Source organism: Arsenicibacter sp. R0_47 (assembly GCF_057652235.1).
The window spans coordinates 22,566-41,664 of record NZ_JBYFCJ010000004.1; the positions used below are offsets into that span (position 1 = coordinate 22,566).

The window sequence follows — 19,099 nt, forward strand, 5'->3', positions numbered from 1 at the left end:
ATAAAAACCTGAGTCATTATGCAACCAAAGCAGTTTGTAGATATGCCGGGCGCACCGGTATTGGGAAAAAATGAACGCCCCGTCAGCATCGAGGTAAAGGATGTAACGATTGCGTTTCCGGCACGGGGAAAAGGCGTTTTCACCGCCGTAAAAAACATTGACCTGTCGATTGGCAAAGGCGAGATCGTGAGCATCATCGGCCATTCAGGCTGTGGAAAATCGACACTCATGAACGCCGTCAGCGGCATGGTTAAACCCACATCGGGCGAAGTGATTGTCAACGGAAAGCGGGTTACGGGCCCCGGCCCCGACCGTGGCATTGTTTTTCAGAACTATTCGCTATTGCCGTGGCTCACCGTATACCAGAATGTCTATCAGGCGGTTGATGCCGTTATGCCGGCAAAGACAGCCGCCGAAAAACGGGAACTTGTGGAGCGGAACCTGACGATGGTGAATCTCTATCAGCACCGCGATAAACTGCCTTCGCAGCTCTCGGGCGGCATGAAGCAACGGACGGCCATTGCCCGGGCATTTGCCATTAATCCGTCGGTGTTGCTGCTCGATGAGCCGTTCGGCGCACTCGATGCCCTGACCAAAGGCAGCATGCACATCGAACTGCTGAAACTGTGGAATCTCGACCACCGCGAAAAAACAATCATCATGGTCACCCACGACATTGAGGAGGCCATTTTCCTCTCTGACCGCGTAGTGGTGATGAACGACGGACCAGCCGCCACCATCCGGGAGATTGTGGACATCCCCCTGGCGCGACCCCGTAACAAGAAAGATATCATTCACTTACCGGAGTATATGGCCGTTCACGACCGGCTGCTCAGCTTACTGACCAAATCCTTCTCTATTGAAGACGAAGGGGTCGAATACCAGGTGTAAGCGGCTGATTCGTGGAGGATAAAAATAGATTTTACGCTCATTTAGGATTTTGGGATATGAAAAACAGCACAAACAAACCGTTAGAAAAACTAACCATTTTTAGTGTTAACAGTGTGCAGATGCGCACCTTCCACCTGACCTGGCTGGCCTTCTTTTTCTGCTTTTTCGGGTGGTTCGGGTTAGCTCCGTTAATGAAAGTTATCAAGGAAGATTTGGGGCTAACCAAAGCGCAGATCGGCAACGCCATGATTGCCTCCGTGGCAGCAACAGTCGTTGCCCGCATGCTGATCGGTCGTTTGTGTGACAGCTGGGGACCACGCAAAACGTATTCGTTATTGCTGGCCCTGGCATCTATCCCGATTATGGGCGTAGGTCTGGCAAACTCCTACGAAGGGTTTCTGTTGTTCCGGCTGGCTATTGGTGTCATCGGGGCGTCGTTTGTCATTACGCAATACCATACGTCGGTGATGTTCGACAAAAAGATTGTCGGGACGGCCAATGCGGTAGCCGGTGGCTGGGGCAACCTGGGTGGCGGGGTAACCAACATGGTGATGCCGCTGCTGTTTGCTGGTATTGTCGGCCTGGGCTATGTGCCGGGTATGGCCTGGCGTCTGGCCATGGTAGTTCCTGGCGTTGTACTGCTGTTGCTATCGGTGGTCTATTACGTTTTCACGAAAGATACCCCCGCCGGTAATTTCGACGAACTTACCGAAAGCCAGGTCGTACAGTCACCGAAAGCAAAGGGTACGTTGGCAAAGGCGGCAAAAGACCCCCGGACGTGGGTGTTGTTTCTGGCCTACGGTGCCTGCTTTGGCATCGAGGTGACGTTTGACAACGTGGCAGCCCTGTACTTTTCCGAACGGTTTGGCGCAACCCTGACTACCGCCGGGTTGCTGGCCGGAACATTCGGCTTCATGAACCTGTTTGCGCGGGCTGTTGGCGGCATTGTTGCCGACAAGGTCGGGGCGCGGAACGGCCTGCGCGGCAAGGGATTGCTGCTGGCCGGGCTGCTCCTGCTGGAGGGTATCGGCATTGTCCTGTTTGCGCAGACCGGCAGCCTGGCTATGGCCGTCATCGCCATGCTTGGTTTTGCGATGTTCCTTAAAATGGCTAATGGCGCAACCTATGCCATTGTGCCGTTCGTGAACCGCAAGGCCATGGGTGCCGTGAGCGGTATCGTCGGGGCGGGTGGTAATGTGGGAGCGGTGCTGGCCGGTTTCCTGTTCAAGTCCGAAACGATTTCCTATACCGAAGCCTTTCTGATGATTGGCGTAGCGGTGGCTGTCGTCGGGGCAGTGGTAGCGGTTACCCGCTTTGAACCGGTGCCGGTGGCCGAAAACGAATTAGTAGCGGTTTAAACGCCTGAAGCGTATGCAAGAACGCGGAAATCAGATAAAGACTACCTGCTGTTACTGCGGCGTCGGCTGCGGGGTGGTGGTCAGCAAACACCCTGGCGGGCGGCTCACGGTCGAAGGCGACAAAGACCATCCGTCGAATCGCGGACTGTTGTGCTCCAAGGGCATGAACCTGCACTACACGGTCATGGATGGGTCAGACCGGCTGTTGTATCCGCAAATGCGGCTGAACCGGTCGATGCCCCTGCAACGGGTAAGCTGGGACCAGGCCCTTGACCGGACGGCGGCCGTATTCCGGTCAATTATTCAGAAGCATGGGCCGGAAGCGGTCGGGTTCTACGTGTCGGGGCAGTGTCTGACCGAAGAATATTACCTGATCAATAAGCTCATCAAAGGGTTTATCGGGTCAAATAACATTGATACGAATTCGCGCCTCTGCATGAGTTCGGCCGTGGTCGGGTATAAACTGACCCTCGGCGAAGATACCGTACCGGTCTGTTACGACGATATTGAATCGGCCGACGTATTTCTGGTCGAAGGCGCCAATCCGGCGTGGTGCCATCCGATTATCTGGCGCCGGATTGAGGCCCGCAAACAGGCGAATCCGGCGGTCAGAATCATCTGTGTGGACCCGCGCCGCACCGATACGGCCCGCTCGTCGGATCTGCACCTGCCCATCCGGCCGGGTACCGATGTGGTGCTGAACAACGCCATCGGGCGGCTGCTGACTGAGTTTAATTATCTCGACGAATCGTTCATTACGGCTCATACGGCCGGTTTTGCGGCCTTCCGTGAGCAGGTCATGCAGCGGACCGTGGCGGAGGCCGCTGCGCTGTGCGGCGTACCCGCTGCCGATATCGAAACCGCCGTGCACTGGATCGGTCAGTCGAAAGGGTTTCTGTCGTTGTGGACGATGGGCCTGAATCAGTCGGTGATCGGGGTGAACAAAAACCTGTCGCTCATTAACCTGCACCTCATAACGGGCCGGATCGGGAAACCGGGCAACGGACCATTCTCGCTCACGGGTCAGCCCAACGCCATGGGTGGCCGTGAGGTCGGGGGGCTGGCCAACATGCTGCCGGGCCACCGCGAGGTCATTAATCCGCAGCACCGGGCCGAGGTTGAAGCCTTCTGGCAGGGACCGGTAAAGCTGGCCGCAACCCCTGGACTGACCGCTACCGAAATGTTTGATGCCCTGGCCGCCGACACCTTAAAGGCGATCTGGATTGTAAATACCAACCCGATGGTGAGTCTGCCGGACGTGAATGCGGCGGAGGAAGCGTTGCGCAAAGGACGGTTTGTGGTGGTGCAGGATATATCGAACCGGGCCGATACCGTGCGGTTTGCCGACGTGGTGCTGCCGGCGGCGGGCTGGCTCGAAAAGGAAGGTACCATGACCAATGCCGAACGTCGCATTACCTACCTGCCCAAGGCGCTCGAAGCACCGGGGGAGGCGCTGCCCGATGTGGAAATCATCTGGCGGTTTGCCCGCAAAATGGGCTTCGGAGACGCTTTCCCGTACACAACGGCAGGGCAGGTGTATGACGAATACACGCAGCTGACGAAGGGTACCAACATCGACATTACCGGCGTAAACTACGAGGTGTTGCAACGGGAACGGAGCATTCAGTGGCCCTATCCGGCTGCATCGTCCGTACCGGAGCGTGGCACGGCCCGTTTGTTTACCGATAACCGCTTTTATACGCCCACGCAACGGGCAACCATCCATGCTGTTCCGGATGGTAATGCGTCGGAGCCAACGGATGAGGATTTTCCGTTGATTCTGACCACCGGCCGTATCAGGGACCAGTGGCATACAATGACCAAAACCGGTCGTGTCACCAAACTGACGCAGCACATTCCGCAGCCGATACTGCAACTCCATCCCGACGATGCGCGGTCGCGCAGCATCCGGGAAGGGCAGCTGGTAACGGTATCGGGGCGGCGGGGCGAGGTGCGGGTGAAAGCGCAGCTGACCGACGATGTGCGGCCGGGCCTTTGTTTCCTGCCCATGCACTGGGGCAAATTAGTGCAGGGCAACGGGGCCACGGCCTTGCTCGAAAACCTGAACCGGGCCAATAACCTGACGAGTGCACTCATTGATCCGCGTTCCAAAGAACCGGACTTTAAGTTTGCGGCTATTCAGGTCACGCCTTACCGGAAAAAACGGGAGAAAATTGTCATTATCGGGGCTGGTTCGGCGGGGCTTGGGTTTATCAATACCTACCGCACGCTCAACACCGACGATGATATCCATGTGTTTTCCAAAGAAATTTATCCGTTCTACAACCGCGTGCTGTTGCCCGATTACATCAGCGGGGCACAATCGTGGGAGCAACTGGTCAAACTGCGGGAAGACCAGTTTGCCGAAGCGAACATCCATGTGCATAAAGGGGTTAGTATTGTCCATCTGGACCGGAAAAACAAGGTGCTGGTGGACAGCAACGGCACAGAGCATACATACGATAAACTGCTGTTAGGCACCGGCAGCAGTGCGTTTATGCCCAAAGGCGTGCCGCAACTGCCGGGGATTTTCAACATGCGGTCACGGCTGGACGCTGATTCACTGATGCCATTCCTGCAACCGCGTCCGGGACAGGCTGGCGGCGCCCATGCCGTAATTGTCGGCGGCGGGTTGCTGGGGCTTGAACTGGCGGCCTCCCTGCGGCAGATCAACGTCCGGGTGACGGTAATCCAGCGGATCAGCCGGTTTATGGAGCGGCAGCTCGACCCGCTGGCCAGCGAATTGCTGTACCAGGATCTGGTTGACCGCGGGATTGAGATTTACTTCAACGAAGAGGTGCAGACGTTCAGGGGGACCGACTACCTGGAGGGTGTTCAGCTGAAATCGGGCAAGAAAATTGATTGCCAGGTCGCCGTGATGGCCATCGGTACCGTCCCGAACATAGAACTGGCCCGTCAGGCAGGACTCGAATGCAACCGGGGTGTAGTGGTTAATGATTACCTGCAAACGTCTGATCCGGACATTTTTGCCGCCGGTGAGATGGCCCAGTGGCGTGGGCAGATGTGGGGCATTACGCTGGCAGCCGAGCAACAGGCGGGTATTGCCGCACAGTTTATTGCCGGCGATATTTCGCAGCCGTATACAGGCAGTGTGTCGATGAATATTCTGAAAATGGAAGGGCTGCACCTGTGCAGTATCGGTCTCCCCGAAGCCCCCGCCAACGACCCTGCTTACGAAGAAATTGTCTTTATCGACAAGGCGAAACGGTATTACAAAAAGTGCATTGTTCATCGGGACAAGCTCGTAGGGGCCATTCTGGTAGGCGACAAGAACGAGTTCGCCGAATTCCGCGACCTGATTGCCAACGGTGTTGAATTATCCGAAAAACGACTTCAGCTCCTGCGGGCGAGTAAGCAGGTCGATCCGGTAGAGGGTAAGCTGGTTTGTTCGTGCAATAACGTTGGTAAAGGGAATCTCGAACGGGCCATCCGGGGCGGTTGTACCGATTTTCAGCAACTGTGTCAGACGACCGGTGCTGGTACTGGTTGTGGCTCCTGCCGCCCTGAAGTCCGGAGCATCCTGCAAAAAGAGACGGAGGCAGTGACAGGGGGGCAGGTACCCGACAAGGCAACATCGGTTAATTAAACGAACAGCGAAAATCTGTTACGCTTGTACCGCCCCTACAGGGCGGGTGTGGTTTTATGAAAATCCGGATTGCTACCGACGCTACGCTGTCTGGCCCCTACAGGGCCGGCCTGCGGGAAGATGTTGGTTGGTCATCGCATGGATGTCTGGTGGCTACCGACGCTGTGCTGTGTGACCCCTACAGGGCCGGCCTGCGGGAAGATGTTGGTCATCTGGGCATGGTCCCGTCAGGAACACAACAAGACCCCATCGGGGTCAAACGTCCATAGCAAAGGGCAAAAACAAGACCCCATCGGGGTCAAACGTCTCTAACGTCTATATGTCTATACGATGCGTGATTATTACACCATAAAACTGAATGCACCGGCGGGGATCATTTCGCCGGGGGCGTTGCAGCAGGTCCTGACGCTGGCCTATGCCGCTCACGTGCGTACGGTGCGCTTCGGCGCCCGGCAGCAACTGCTGATGACGGTGCATTACGAAGACATGCGCGAGCTGGAAAAAAACCTGAAACGGCATGCTATCCGTTACGAAGTGAATACGGATCAGTTTCCGAACATCATCAGCTCCTACTGCGGCGAAGAGGTGTTCCGGACGGGGGCATGGCTTCAGGAAAGCGAATACCATACCGTGCTCGACGGCTTCGATCACCAGCCACGGCTGAAAGTCAACCTCTCGGATTCGAACCAGAGCTTTACGCCGTTTTTTACCGGAAACCTCAATTTTATTGCCTCCCCTGAACCGCATTTCTGGTACCTCTACATTCGTCCGAAGCAGCAGAATACCCTTTTCCGGTGGCCGGATCTGGTGTATACTCAGGACATTGGTCGCCTGTCGAACGTCGTAGAGGAGGTTATGCTACGCGATACGGGTATAACGGAAGAACAACTGTACCGGGATGTGATGCAGGGTCGGCGGTTTATTACTCAACCGGCCCTGCACGAAGTCGAACTCCCTGACTTTTCACTGCCGTACTACGAAGGATTTAACCGCTACGGGCAGCGGTCGTGGCTCGGACTGTATCGCCGCGACGAACAGTTCCCGGTTTCATTCCTGCTGGATGTCTGTGCGCTCTGCCTGCAGACACGGATTGGTGAGCTGTGCATAACGCCCTGGAAATCGCTGATCATCAAAGGTATTGAAGGGAAAGACCGGGCCGCATGGAGCTACGTGCTTGGCAAACACAACATCAACGTCCGCCACGCAGCGAATGAACTGGCCTGGCAAACTGAAGATCACGACGAGGCAGGGGCAGCCATCAAGCAGTACATTATCCGGCAGTTTGCCCGCGACGACACCCGTACGTTCGGTCTTTGCTTCGGTATTCAGACCCGCCCGAAATCGGAGGTCTTCGGGTCGGTTCTGATCCGGCGGCGTCCCCTGATCCGGATTGGTCAGCTTGCCCTGTTCAGCGTCTACGACCTGTATCATACCGACAATTTTAACCCCAATAACCGCAAGTACATCCGCTTCGAAAAGGGCTTGCTGCGCATTCACCTGCCCGGGCAGATCGACCGCTTATGCCGTAAGTACAATGCCCGCCGGATGCAGCAAACGGCAGAACCCCTCCGGCTGACGACCGAGGAGCCGGTTGTGGCTGAGGTGCCGGTAGTCAACGTACATCAGTGTCCGGCCTGTTTTACCGTTTATGATCCGCAGTTCGGGGATGTACTCCGTGGCATTGCGCCCGGTATCGCCTTTGCTGACCTGCCTGATACGTATGCCTGCCCGACCTGCGACACGCCGAAAGCAGCGATGGAAGCAGTAGCACTGACGAATGTGTAAACAACGTGCAAAACATATGTGAACATCCGGAGTTCATTAGTCATTATCCATGTTACATTGTCCATTAGAACCATGACGCCGACTGCCATTGCGCCCGTATTTTTTGCCTTTGAAAACGATTTTGTCGATACCCTGCGGTGTATTCCGATGGTGGTCCGCTACAAACTGGATACCTGCGGCATCAAACTGAAACTGCCGGAATGGGTGAAGCTGACCGTTGACGATAAGGCGCGGCTGGCCGAACAGCCCTGCTATACACCGGCAGAAATCGCTGCCTACCGACGGGAGCTGATTGATCTGGTAGCGCGCCGGTGCCACCATCCGGTCAGCGAGCTGGGGCCGGTCGATGCGGCATGGGAACGTCTGGATGCCGTCCCCGGCGAGGTACACGACAAAGCGCTCGAATGGGAATGCCATCCGCTGACGCTTGCAGAGTGGCTGCAACTCGACGTGTTGCAGCGGTTTGCCCTCGTTAAGTTAAGCCGTTCGGGGCATGAAGGGGCAAATTTCCCGAAAGCCATCCGCGAGTTTTTGCCGGAAAGGGTGTAAGGTATTATACCACATAGCCACAGAGGAAAACAAAGATTTTTTAATCTCTTTTGTGATCTATGTGCCTATGTGGTGTATCTCTTTACATATTCCGTTCGCTGTCATTAACTGATTTTCTGCCACGTTACCAGCATGATTCACCGGGACTGAAATTTTTTGGAACCGATGCAGAGTTCATAACCACCAGCCTCCGGAGTTTCCTGTGAACTGCTTAACCTGCATTTATTCCGGCTCATTCATTGTTTATCGCACTTCGTCCTGAGCAGACCGGGACGGACGAACCTTGCATCATAAGTTTGCGGGGCTTAGGCCCCGTAAGCTGGTGACGCAAGAGCTTGCGTTGCTACGGATGTAACCCCGTCCGGGGCACGGGAAGCAGTTTTTATGAAACAACAAATTCTATGGGTACTGGTCTGGTTAACGACGCTGTACAACGCCTGGGCCGCTCCGCCGGTGACGAATGCCAACATTCGGGTGGACCAGTTCGGGTATCTGCAAAATGCCCGCAAGGTGGCGGTCATTATCAACCCGCAGACGGGTGCCAACGCGGGACAAACCTTTAATGCCAGCACCGGCACCAATCAGTATCAGGTCCGGCGGTGGAGCGACGATGCGGTCGTTTTCAGCGGTACGCTGCAAGCCTGGAACAACGGCGCTACCCAGGCGTCGTCGGGCGATAAAGGCTGGTGGTTCGACTTTTCGATGGTCAACACCCCGGGGGCCTATTACATCTTCGACACGGGCAATAACGTGGGTTCCTACCGGTTTGATATCGGGGATCAGGTCTACAAAGACGTGCTGAAGGCGGCCGTCCGGACGTATTACTACCAACGGATCAACTTCGCGAAAGTAGCCCCCTACACGGATCCGAAATGGGCCGATGCGGCTACCCACGAATGGCCGAAGCAGGATCGGGAAGCCAGAAGCGCCAAGGATAAAACCAATGCCCGTACGGCCAAAGATCTGCACGGCGGCTGGATGGATGCCGGCGACATGAACAAGTACGTGACATTTGCCGAAGAACCGGTGGCCCTGCTGCTGGAAGCCTACCGCCTTAACCCGGCGGTATTCGGGGATGATTTTAACATTCCTGAATCCGGAAACGGGGTGCCGGATATTCTCGACGAGGTGAAGTACGAACTGGAGTTCATCAAACGGATGCAGGATGCCACCGGTACGGACGGCCTGTTGCTCAAAGTCGGGGTTGATACCTGGGATGAATTTGATCGTATCGGAGGCTTACCGCCGAGTGCCGATAAGCGGCCTCGGTACTACCTGCCGGAATGTACGTCATCGACGTTGTCGGGGGCGGCCATGTTTGCGGTCGGTGCGGCGGTGTACCGTCAGATTCCATCGCAGGTAGCCTACGCGCAGGACCTGCTGGCCCGCGCAGAACGGGCGTTTGCCCGGGCACGTGCCACGACAAACTACTTCTCGACCTTCGAGACGAACTGTGACGATCTGGATATTCGGGCCGGAGATGCCGATAAGCCCATCGCTATTCAGAAACAATCGGCGGTGGTAGCGGCCGTTTATCTGTTTGAGGTAACGGGCAAGGCAGAGTATAAATCGTTCATCGACAATACGTACAACCAGATTCAGCCGATGGCGAATGAATGGTGGGGACCGTATCTGATGCACGTTCATACAGCGTTGTTACGGTACGCTGCCAATCCGCAGGCAACGCCGGGCGTGGCCAATGCCATCCGCGCGATGAAGAGCCAGCAGAACGGGGTGCTGTCGATTAATGATTATAACGCAAAGGCCGATCTGTACCGCGCCTACATGAAAGACGATCAGTACCACTGGGGTAGTAACCAGGTGCGTGGCAACGTCGGTGTGGCCAACCTCGACTTTGTAAACTTCGGGATCAACCCGCGCCAGAAAGCGCTGTACCGGGAAGTTGCCGGGGAATACCTGCACTGGTTCCACGGCGTGAATGCGCAGGGGAAAGTGATGCTGTCGAACATGGGTGCCTATGGTGCCGAAGACTCGATGGACGAGATTTACCATACGTGGTTTCAGGACGGCACCGACTGGGACAATGCAAAAACGTCGCCGAAAGGACCGGCTCCCGGGTATGTGCCGGGCGGCCCGAACAAACTCGACGAGTATAACGGCACGGAAGGCTACCTGCGCACCGAACCCTTGCAGAAACGGTACAAGGACTGGAACGGCGGATTTCCGGAAAATTCGTGGTTTCTGACCGAAGTCGCGATTTACAACCAGGCGCCGTATGTCAGCCTGCTGAGCCGGATGATGATTCCGACCTCCGATCCGAATGATACCGAACCGCCAACCACACCGACTAATCTGGTGGCATCTGGCTTGTCGCCGTATTCGGTGAAACTGACCTGGAATGGTTCCACCGACAACCGCGGCGTAACGGCCTATGAGGTGTATCAGAACGGGGTCCGCATTGAAGAGACGCCGGACCTGTTCCTGAATCTGAATTCGCTGTCGCCGGGCAACAGCTATACGTTTGTGGTAAAGGCGGTCGATTTCTCGGCAAACCGCTCGGAGGCCAGTAACGTGGTGGTGGTCAATACGCCGTCGCCGAGTCCGAACGATTTTGTGGTGTATGGCGATGCATACAAGAGCACCATCGCTCCGTGGTCGTGGAATACGACCGATAACCCGAATAACACCAGTCCGGTTAAATCGGGGCAGAAATCGATCCGTGCCGACGTGACCCAGGCATGGGGTGCCCTGAGTCTCCGGAACAGTGAGATCATCAACACGGCCTACTATCCAGGTGGTCTCCAGTTCTGGTTCTATGGGTCGGAAAAGGGCGTTCGGGTATCCATTCATACCACCGAAACCGCACCGGCCTCAGACACGTACCGTATTCCGGCCGAACCGGAGATGTGGACGCTGATCCGGATTCCGTGGACCGAGTTCGGTAACCCGTCGCAGATTCAGCGGATTTCCATCGGCGATGCATCGGGTGGTGCCCAAACGTTCTACCTTGATGATATCCGGCTGGTAGCCGGTCCGGATACGCCGGATACTCAGGCACCCACCGCCCCGGCCAATCTGACAGCCACCAACATTACCCAGACCAGCATGCGGCTGACCTGGGATGCCGCCACCGACAATACCGGTGCCGTGACGTATAACGTACTCCGGAGCGGGGCGGTCATTCTGAGCGGCCTGACCAGTACGTCTGTTGACCTGACCGGTCTGACCTGCAACAGCCTGCACGAACTGGCGATTCAGGCCAAAGACCCGTCGGGTAACCTGTCGCCGAAGAGCAACACCATCTGGATCATGTCGGCAAGCTGCTACGACGGCCAGGCACCGACTGTGCCAACCAATCTGGCGGTCAGCAACATCACGACCACCGGTCTGACGCTGACCTGGACGGCCGCGACGGATAACGTGGCGGTGACGGGTTATGAAGTGTACCGGAACGGTACGCTCATTGCTGATAATGTGTCGGGGACCACCATGGGCGTCAATGGCCTGACCTGCAACACGGCCTATGCCTTTACGGTACGGGCCAAAGACGGAGCGGGTAACCGTTCGGCGCTGAGCAATCCGGTGAGCGCCACCACAACAGCCTGTGCGCAGGCGGACACCCAGGCACCGACCGTGCCAACGAATCTGGTCGCTGCCAACATCACGACAACCGGTCTGACGCTGACCTGGAACGCCTCGGCTGATAACGTTGGGGTGGTAGCCTATGAGGTGTACCAGAACGGCGTCCTGCTGAACGGCAATGTAACGGGCACTTCGCTGGCGGTCAATAACCTGACCTGCGGAACAACCTATCCGTTTACGGTACTGGCGAAGGATGCGGCGGGCAATAAGTCGGCCCAAAGCGCGGTAGCTCTGGCGACAACGCCGGTTTGTCCGCCACTGCCACCGACGGGCAGTGAAGTGATCTACGACGAAGCGCTGAACAGCAGCTGGCAGGAGTGGGGCTGGTCGGTAACGACCAACTATGCCAATGCCAGTCCGGTGAAGGTAGCGCAGAAATCGCTGGCTATTCAGTACGCCGAGGGTTGGGGCGGCTGGGCTATTACCCGCGCAACGCCGTATGTGCCAACGCCGAATACCACCATCCGGTTCTGGGTGTATGCCACAACAAACAAAACGCTGGGCGTCTGTACGGCCTCCGAAAACGAAAGCGGATTCAGCCCGTATGTGTCGTTTAAGCCAACACCGAACACCTGGCAGGAAGTGGTCGTAACGATGCCGCAACTGGTTAATCCGGCCCGTATCAAGCGGCTGGTGATTCAGACACAGGAGTCGGGAGCGAACCTGATTTACGTGGACAATGTCCGCTTTGAAGGCTCATTCAACGCGTCGGTGAGCAACGTGACGGCCGGTGGTCTTCGCCTGAACTGGGGCGCGGTCGAACAGGCAGCGACGTATGCCGTGTATCAGAACGAGGTGCCGGTGAACGCGAACGTGTCGGGTACGCAGCTCGACGTGACGGGCCTGACCTGCGGAACGGGCTATACCTACTCGGTCGTGGCGAAAAATGCCGCCGGTACCGTGCTGGCAACGAGTGTGCCGGTGAGTGCCACCACCGCGTTCTGCGCCGGTTCGTCGTCGGTTGAGATGATTTACGACGAGGCCTTTAATACCGCCGGTTGGGACGATTATTCGTGGGGACTGACCAAAAACTACGCCAGCACAACGACCGTGAAAGCAGGCCAGAAATCGGCCGCGCTGACCTTTGACGGGTGGGGTGCCTGGTCGATTTTCCGCAAAACGGCCCTGCCGGTGACCGCGCAGACTACGATCCGGTTCTGGATCTACGCGACCACCAACAAAACGCTGGCCCTGACTACCTACGCCGAAAACGACAGCCAGGCCAGCAGTACGCTGAACCTGACACCAACGCCGAACACCTGGCAGGAAGTTGTCGTAACAATGCCGCAGCTCGGTAACCCGACGCGCATTAAGCGGCTGGTAATTAACCTGCCGACGTCCGGCCCGAATCCGGTGTTTCTGGATAATGTCCGGATCGAGACCCCGAACGGCTCCGCACGGGAGGCCGCCTCGCCGGAAACCGGCCCGGTTGGTCGTCTGACGGTTTCGCCGAATCCGGCGGATGGTCCGGTGCGGGTGGAGGTAACGACAACGGCCGTTGAGTCGGGCGCCTTTACGCTGGTTTCGCAGAACGGTACGCCGGTGATGACTGAAAACCGGCCGGTGGCGGCCGCCGGACACGAGTGGACACCGGATGTCAGCAAACTGGCCCCTGGACTATACATTGTGCAGTGGCAATCGGCCACTCAGCGCCTCACAGGGCGGGTGATGGTGATACGGTAGAAAAAAACAGCGCCGGTTCTGATACAGGACCGGCGCTGTTTTTTCATACTACTTCAATACCCGGACACTGAGCTGTCTGTCCGGTGCCTGCACCTGGAGCAGATAAACGCCCGGTGCGTTACCAACCGGCAGGGTAACCCGCTGTCGTACAGAAGCCCGCTCAATCTGCTGCTGACTGACTACCTGCCCTTCCATTGTCACAATCCGCACCATAACCGGCTGGCCCGCCGCCCCGCTGATGTCGAAAACCGTTTGTTTATCACGGACGGGGTTTTCCAGTACCGTTACGGTAAGCCGTTGGTCCGTAGATGACGGTATCCGGGCGGCGCCGGAGCAATAGTTCCGGAAATCGAACCGGCGGGACACAAACACATCGTTTTGCCGGGCAAATAAGGTAACCGGCTGGCTGTTGGGGTCAAGTCGGACAGCATCGTCGAGGGCCTGCACCGGATTATCGGTCCACGGCGTAACGCCGACAGCCATGAACTGCACCGGACTGCCGTTGCCGCCGCTTGTCCGGAACGTCAGCTGACCGGTGGCGCAATTGTAGAGCGGGTCAAGCAGCAGGAGCGGTGCAGCACCGGCTTCCGGCAGTACCTGGATCGTAACCGGCAGCGATGCCGACGCGCCCTGCGGGTCAGTTGCCGTGAGGGTTACACTAAACCGGCCCGAGCGTATCGCCGTACCGGAAATCACCCCGCCCGAGAGAGTCAGGCCTTGCGGTAAGCCGGTAGCTGTCAGGGTGAGTGTCCCGCCTTCGGGGTCGGTTACCAGACTTGGATTCAGGGTGTATGCAAACGGCTGGCCAACCTGGGTGGCCAGTTCAGGGATGACACCGGTAAAGACAGGGGCCTGATTGCCGCCGTTACAGATGGTTTTATAGTCGAACACCCGCGAGATGATGCGGTCATTTTGCCGGGCAAACACCGTAATCGGCTGGCTATTGGGGTCGAGGCGGACGCCGGTTTCAATGGTGGCGGTGGTGCTGGTGGTCCACGCCGTTACGCCGATGGCCATAAACTGTACCGGAAAGCCATTGCCGCCCGTTGTGTTAAACGTCAGCTTGCCGGTAGCGCAATCGTAGCCTGGTGGCAGGAGCCGGAGTGGTATATCACTGAGAGTTACGACCCACATATCGCTTTGGCCGTGATTGCCCTGTACGTCGCCGTCAGCCGGGCCGGCGTAACCGGTCAGCACATACTGCCCATTCGGAGCCTGAGCGATGGCCAGAAAGCCTTCATCACCGGAACCACCCAGCGCCTTTTGCCACATGATGTCGCCATTTGCCGACAGTTTAACGACCCAACCGTCGGTTCCGCCGTGATTGCCCTGCACGTCGCCGTTGGTTGAGGTTGTTGTGCCGGCAATGAGGATGTCTCCGTTGGGGGTTAACGTCAGGGCCTTGGCCGCATCATTGCCGGAGCCGCCAAGCAGTTTTACCCAGATCAGCGTACCAGTGGCCGACAGTTTCATCACCCACGCATCCTGCCCACCGTGATTACCCGAAAAGTCCCCGTCGCCGGACGTGGTCAATCCGGCAACGATAAATGTGCCGTCGGAGTTGGCTGCCGAAGCAAGGGCGTAGTCGTTCCCGGTTCCGCCAAACGTCTTAACCCAATAGTTATTGGCAGACGAACGCTTCACCCAGACATCAAACCCGCCCCGGTTGTTGGCAGGGGTAGATGAACTCCAGCTCAGCGATGCTGAGTTGCCGGCACCCGCTTCCAGCCAGCCACCGGCCGGTGCCATGCTGATCGAGTAGGACCGGTCATCACCGTGGCCGCCGGGCCAGGTACCCGTACCGATCCGGTTACCGTTCTCGTCGACGGTCAGGTTGTAAAAATCATTGCCGCTCTGGCAGCCTCCGCAGTTATAGGCACCCGATACCGTATAGCCACCGTTTTCGTACGGAGCGACGGCATAGGCATAACTCCACCGGCCGGTGTCTACGTATTGTTTCCAGATAATGTCTCCGGCAGCGCTCAGTTTCATGAGCCAGATAAACCCGTAATAACCGCTGTACATGGTATGAAAATCACTCATGTCGCCATCCCCCGAGTGAGTAATACCGGTAACCACAAAGGTGCCGTCGGGGCCGGCCGTAATGGCGTTTAGCTGATCGTCTCTGGAGCCACTGATGGATTTTTTCCAGATCAGGTTTCCGGCCGGGCTTAGCTTCGCAATCCAGCAGTCTAAACTAGTACCGTTGTTGCTGCCGATATCACCGTCTGCCGACAGCGTGTTACCGGCAATGATGTAGCCATCGGCCACGGCGAGTACAGCGGTGGCTGAGTCATTGGCGCTGCCGCCGAAAGACTTCTGCCAGTTGATCGTCTGCGCATCCGCAACGAAAACCGCACTACTCCATAGCAGGAGGAACGAAAAGAAATGCGTCAACAGGTTCATGGTAAATTGAGGAGTAAAGGGTGGTTTTGTTCGCCTGTAAACGGCGGTAAATGAATGGTTTATGTAAACACAAAGTTGTGGTGTGTTTCGCAAAATTCCGGTGACATTTATTACGGAACAACCTGATGGTGATCATATCCGGTCATCAGATCGTGGATTGGTCCGGATGCTGGCGGGCAGGCGCTGACAGGCCGGAGACCGCAGTATCAGTCGGTAAATGCCCCCGTGTTACCAGAACGTAGCCGGAAAGTTTACAGTAAGGGAAAACGCCGTGAGGATTTATTACGGCATGATCTCTTTATACAAAATACGGGTTATTAAACTCTTCTATATATGCGCATCGTTGTTCTGCTCTTAATTAGTGTTCTGGCCGGCTGGTTTCCGAAGCTGTCCTGGTTGTCGCCCGTTCCGCCGGCACCGGTTAATAAAACGGCCCCGCGCCCGAATATCGTCCTGATCATGGCCGACGACATGGGCTATTCGGACATTGGTTGTTACGGCTCCGAAATCCCGACGCCCAACCTCGACAAGCTGGCAGCCCGTGGGGTGCGGCTCACTAATTTCTATAATGCCGCCCGCTGCTGCCCGACACGGGCGTCGCTGATGACGGGCCTGTTTCAGCACCAGGCCGGTATCGGTCACATGACCAAAGAACCGAATAACCAGATCAGTTATGATTACGGGGTAGACGGCTACCGCGGCGAAATTAACCGGAACTGTGTGACGCTGGCCGAAGTCTTAAAGTCGGCGGGATACCATACCTACATGACCGGCAAATGGCACCTGGGTTCCGGCAATCAGGACCTGTGGCCGCTTCAGCGCGGATTTGACCGGTTCTACGGACTGCTGGCGGGGGCGAGTAGTTACTTCAATCCGGTACAGCCGCGCGGCATCTGGCTGGATAATAAGCCGGTCGAAAAGGTAGAACAGCCGTTTTATACCACCGATGCCTTTACCGATCAGGCCATTAGCTTCATGAAAGGACAACAGGATAAAGATCCGTTTTTCCTGTATCTGGCCTACACGGCCCCGCACTGGCCGCTGCATGCTCTACAACAGGATATCGACCAGTTTGTGGGCAAATACCGGCAGGGGTGGGAACAGCTCCGGGAGACACGCAGCAGTCGTCAGGTTAAGCTTGGGGTTGCCGATGCGAAATGGGGTTTGTCGCCGCGACCGTCGACCTATCCGGCGTGGGCAAAGCAGGATACCGCCAAACAGCGGGAGATGGATTACCGCATGGCCGTCTACGCCGCTCAGGTCTCGCGCATGGACCAGAACATCGGTAAGGTGGTTGATTACCTTGAAAAAGCGGGTAAGCTCGACAACACCCTGATCGTGTTCCTGTCGGACAACGGTGCGTGTCAGGAGGGAGGGATTCTGGGCGGGGGCCAGACTGCTGCTATTAACGTGCCGGATAAGTACGGGGCTATATCGTATGGCGGGGTGTGGGCCAACGCGTCCAATACGCCGTTCAAAGGTTTTAAGCATGTGTCGTACGAAGGCGGTATTGCCACCCCGCTGATCATGCATTATCCGGCCATGACCAAAAAAATGAAAGGGAAACTGTCGGCTTCACCGGGCTATCTGATCGACATCATGCCGACCTTCATTGAGGTCAGCGGGGCGACCTACCCGAAACGGGCAAAGGATCAGGAAATTTTGCCGATTGAGGGCAAAAGCCTGATGCCGCTGCTGACTGCGGGCACCCGCCAGCCACACGAGTACATGTACTGGGAGCACGAAAACATGCGGGCGATCCGGCACGGGAACTGGAAGGCCGTCGGGGTGATCGGTAGCCCGTGGGAGCTGTATAACCTCGAAACCGACCGTACAGAACAGCATAATGTAGCCGGCCAGCACGCTGATCTGGTAAATAAGCTGGACCAGCAGTGGACTACCTGGGCCAACTCCCACAAGGTGTTCCCGAAAGGCTCCATGAAAAAGGACTTTTCCGGCGAATGGAATATGTTTTAGTACCGGGTTGACCCACCAAGCCGAGTAGACAGGAAGTAGTTCAACGTATTGATTAAACCGCCTGGTCAGGAAGGGGCACAAAGGTATTTTTTACTTTTGTGCCCCTTTGGTTCTTATTGACGTTTTGGTTAACCATATGAAGAAACTAAAAACCGGGCTGAGCCTGCTGCTGGTCATAACGAACCTCGTCAGTTTCGGGCAGAAAAAGGGAGGGGTTGTGCCGCAGGCCGTTATGGAGCGCATTTATAACGAGGTCAGAACGCCCTACAAATACGGTATCGTGCTGCCACAGCCCGATCAGGGGCGGATGGTCGACAGCCCGACGATCTACCGGAAGGACAGCACCTGGTTTATGTCGTACATCATTTTCGACGGCAAGGGATACGAAACCTGGCTGGCCCAAAGTGATGACCTGCTTCACTGGAAAACGGCAGGTAAACTGATGTCTTTCACCGACACCGGTTGGGACGCTACCCAAAAAGCAGGGTATGTGTCCCTGATCGACACTGATTGGGGCGGATCGTACGCGCCCGAACGGTACAACGACAGGTATTGGCTTTCGTACCTGGGTGGCTCCGAAAAAGGATACGAAGCGGGGCGGCTGGGGGTTGGTATCGCCACCACCGCCGACCTGACAAAGGCCGTTGAGGTGGACCGGCAGCCTGGCCCTGTTTTGTCAGCTATTGATCCGGATGCCCGGCCGTATGACAACAATACGATTTACAAAAGCCTCATTATCCGCGATAAGGCGCAAACGACAGGTTATCCGTTTGTGATGTACTACAATGCCAAAGGCAATGAAAAAGATGCGAAGGGCAACGGGTTCGAAAGCATTGCCATGGCGGTTTCGACCGACATGGTCAACTGGAAACGCCACGGCGAGGGAGCATTGATTACGCGGAAAACCGGCATTTGCGGCGATGCCCAGATCGCTAAAATCGGCGATGTGTATGTGATGTTTTACTTTGGGGCCTTCTGGAAGCCGGGGGCGTTTGAGCGGTTCGCCTGCTCCTACGACCTGCTCCACTGGACCGACTGGCAAGGCCCTGACCTGATCGCCCCCTCAGCGCCTTTCGACAAAACGTATGCCCATAAACCGTGGGTGATTAAGTGGAACGGGGTGGTGTATCATTTTTATAATGCCGTGGGTACCAGCGGCCGGGTGATTGCGCTGGCAACCTCACACGATTTAGGACAAAGCGACATCAGGGATAAATAACGTTTTGTTGTCTTTTGATAG

Annotated in this window: 10 protein-coding genes; 9 read left to right on the forward strand and 1 reads right to left on the reverse strand. The window is 56.6% G+C overall.

From position 1 onward, the window contains the following. Positions 1-18 precede the first annotated feature (18 nt). The 7 genes from AC23NW_RS08905 to AC23NW_RS08935 all read left to right on the forward strand — a co-directional run bounded on the left by AC23NW_RS08905 (position 19) and on the right by AC23NW_RS08935 (position 13,476). Positions 19-891 carry an ABC transporter ATP-binding protein gene (locus AC23NW_RS08905; protein WP_487448968.1) on the forward strand — a complete coding sequence of 291 codons (873 nt, stop codon included), beginning with the start codon at positions 19-21 and terminating at the stop codon, positions 889-891. A 56-nt stretch (positions 892-947) separates the two neighbouring features. Further along, positions 948-2,249 (forward strand): NarK family nitrate/nitrite MFS transporter, encoded by a 1,302-nt coding sequence (locus tag AC23NW_RS08910; RefSeq protein ID WP_487448970.1) that lies wholly within the window; start codon positions 948-950, stop codon positions 2,247-2,249. A 13-nt stretch (positions 2,250-2,262) separates the two neighbouring features. Continuing rightward, positions 2,263-5,856, forward strand: a complete 3,594-nt coding sequence (locus tag AC23NW_RS08915; RefSeq protein WP_487448972.1) for a molybdopterin-dependent oxidoreductase — start codon at positions 2,263-2,265, stop codon at positions 5,854-5,856. Positions 5,857-5,912: 56 nt separating this feature from the next. Continuing rightward, positions 5,913-6,125, forward strand: a complete 213-nt coding sequence (locus tag AC23NW_RS08920; protein ID WP_487448974.1) for a hypothetical protein — start codon at positions 5,913-5,915, stop codon at positions 6,123-6,125. Between the two features lie 61 nt (positions 6,126-6,186). Further along, positions 6,187-7,641, forward strand: coding sequence for a rubredoxin (locus tag AC23NW_RS08925; protein WP_487448975.1), 1,455 nt, complete (start codon positions 6,187-6,189; stop codon positions 7,639-7,641). 72 nt (positions 7,642-7,713) lie between these two features. Beyond that, the gene (locus AC23NW_RS08930) at positions 7,714-8,190 is read left to right on the forward strand and encodes a nitrate reductase associated protein (protein ID WP_487448977.1); all 477 of its coding nucleotides are present in this window, start codon (positions 7,714-7,716) and stop codon (positions 8,188-8,190) included. A gap of 384 nt (positions 8,191-8,574) precedes the next feature. After that, positions 8,575-13,476, forward strand: coding sequence for a glycoside hydrolase family 9 protein (locus AC23NW_RS08935; protein ID WP_487448979.1), 4,902 nt, complete (start codon positions 8,575-8,577; stop codon positions 13,474-13,476). 48 nt (positions 13,477-13,524) lie between these two features. On the opposite strand, the gene AC23NW_RS08940 is transcribed toward AC23NW_RS08935, so the two are convergent. After that, entirely contained in the window at positions 13,525-15,882 is a 2,358-nt protein-coding gene (locus tag AC23NW_RS08940) for a putative Ig domain-containing protein (protein ID WP_487448981.1), read from the reverse strand. Positions 15,883-16,215: 333 nt separating this feature from the next. Between AC23NW_RS08940 and AC23NW_RS08945 the strand changes: the two genes are divergently transcribed. Then, on the forward strand, positions 16,216-17,859 hold the full coding sequence (locus AC23NW_RS08945) for an arylsulfatase (RefSeq protein ID WP_487448982.1): 1,644 nt from the start codon (positions 16,216-16,218) through the stop codon (positions 17,857-17,859). 136 nt (positions 17,860-17,995) lie between these two features. Further along, positions 17,996-19,078, forward strand: coding sequence for a glycoside hydrolase family protein (locus AC23NW_RS08950; protein ID WP_487448983.1), 1,083 nt, complete (start codon positions 17,996-17,998; stop codon positions 19,076-19,078). The last annotated feature ends 21 nt before the right edge of the window (positions 19,079-19,099 follow it).

Coding starts and splice junctions, on each gene's coding strand:
- AC23NW_RS08945 (WP_487448982.1), top strand. CDS start 16,216: ATGCGCATCGTTGTTCTGCTCTTAATTAGTGTTCTGGCCGGCTGGTTT.
- AC23NW_RS08915 (WP_487448972.1), top strand. CDS start 2,263: ATGCAAGAACGCGGAAATCAGATAAAGACTACCTGCTGTTACTGCGGC.
- AC23NW_RS08940 (WP_487448981.1), bottom strand. CDS start 15,882: ATGAACCTGTTGACGCATTTCTTTTCGTTCCTCCTGCTATGGAGTAGT.
- AC23NW_RS08920 (WP_487448974.1), top strand. CDS start 5,913: ATGAAAATCCGGATTGCTACCGACGCTACGCTGTCTGGCCCCTACAGG.
- AC23NW_RS08950 (WP_487448983.1), top strand. CDS start 17,996: ATGAAGAAACTAAAAACCGGGCTGAGCCTGCTGCTGGTCATAACGAAC.
- AC23NW_RS08905 (WP_487448968.1), top strand. CDS start 19: ATGCAACCAAAGCAGTTTGTAGATATGCCGGGCGCACCGGTATTGGGA.
- AC23NW_RS08930 (WP_487448977.1), top strand. CDS start 7,714: ATGACGCCGACTGCCATTGCGCCCGTATTTTTTGCCTTTGAAAACGAT.
- AC23NW_RS08925 (WP_487448975.1), top strand. CDS start 6,187: ATGCGTGATTATTACACCATAAAACTGAATGCACCGGCGGGGATCATT.
- AC23NW_RS08910 (WP_487448970.1), top strand. CDS start 948: ATGAAAAACAGCACAAACAAACCGTTAGAAAAACTAACCATTTTTAGT.
- AC23NW_RS08935 (WP_487448979.1), top strand. CDS start 8,575: ATGAAACAACAAATTCTATGGGTACTGGTCTGGTTAACGACGCTGTAC.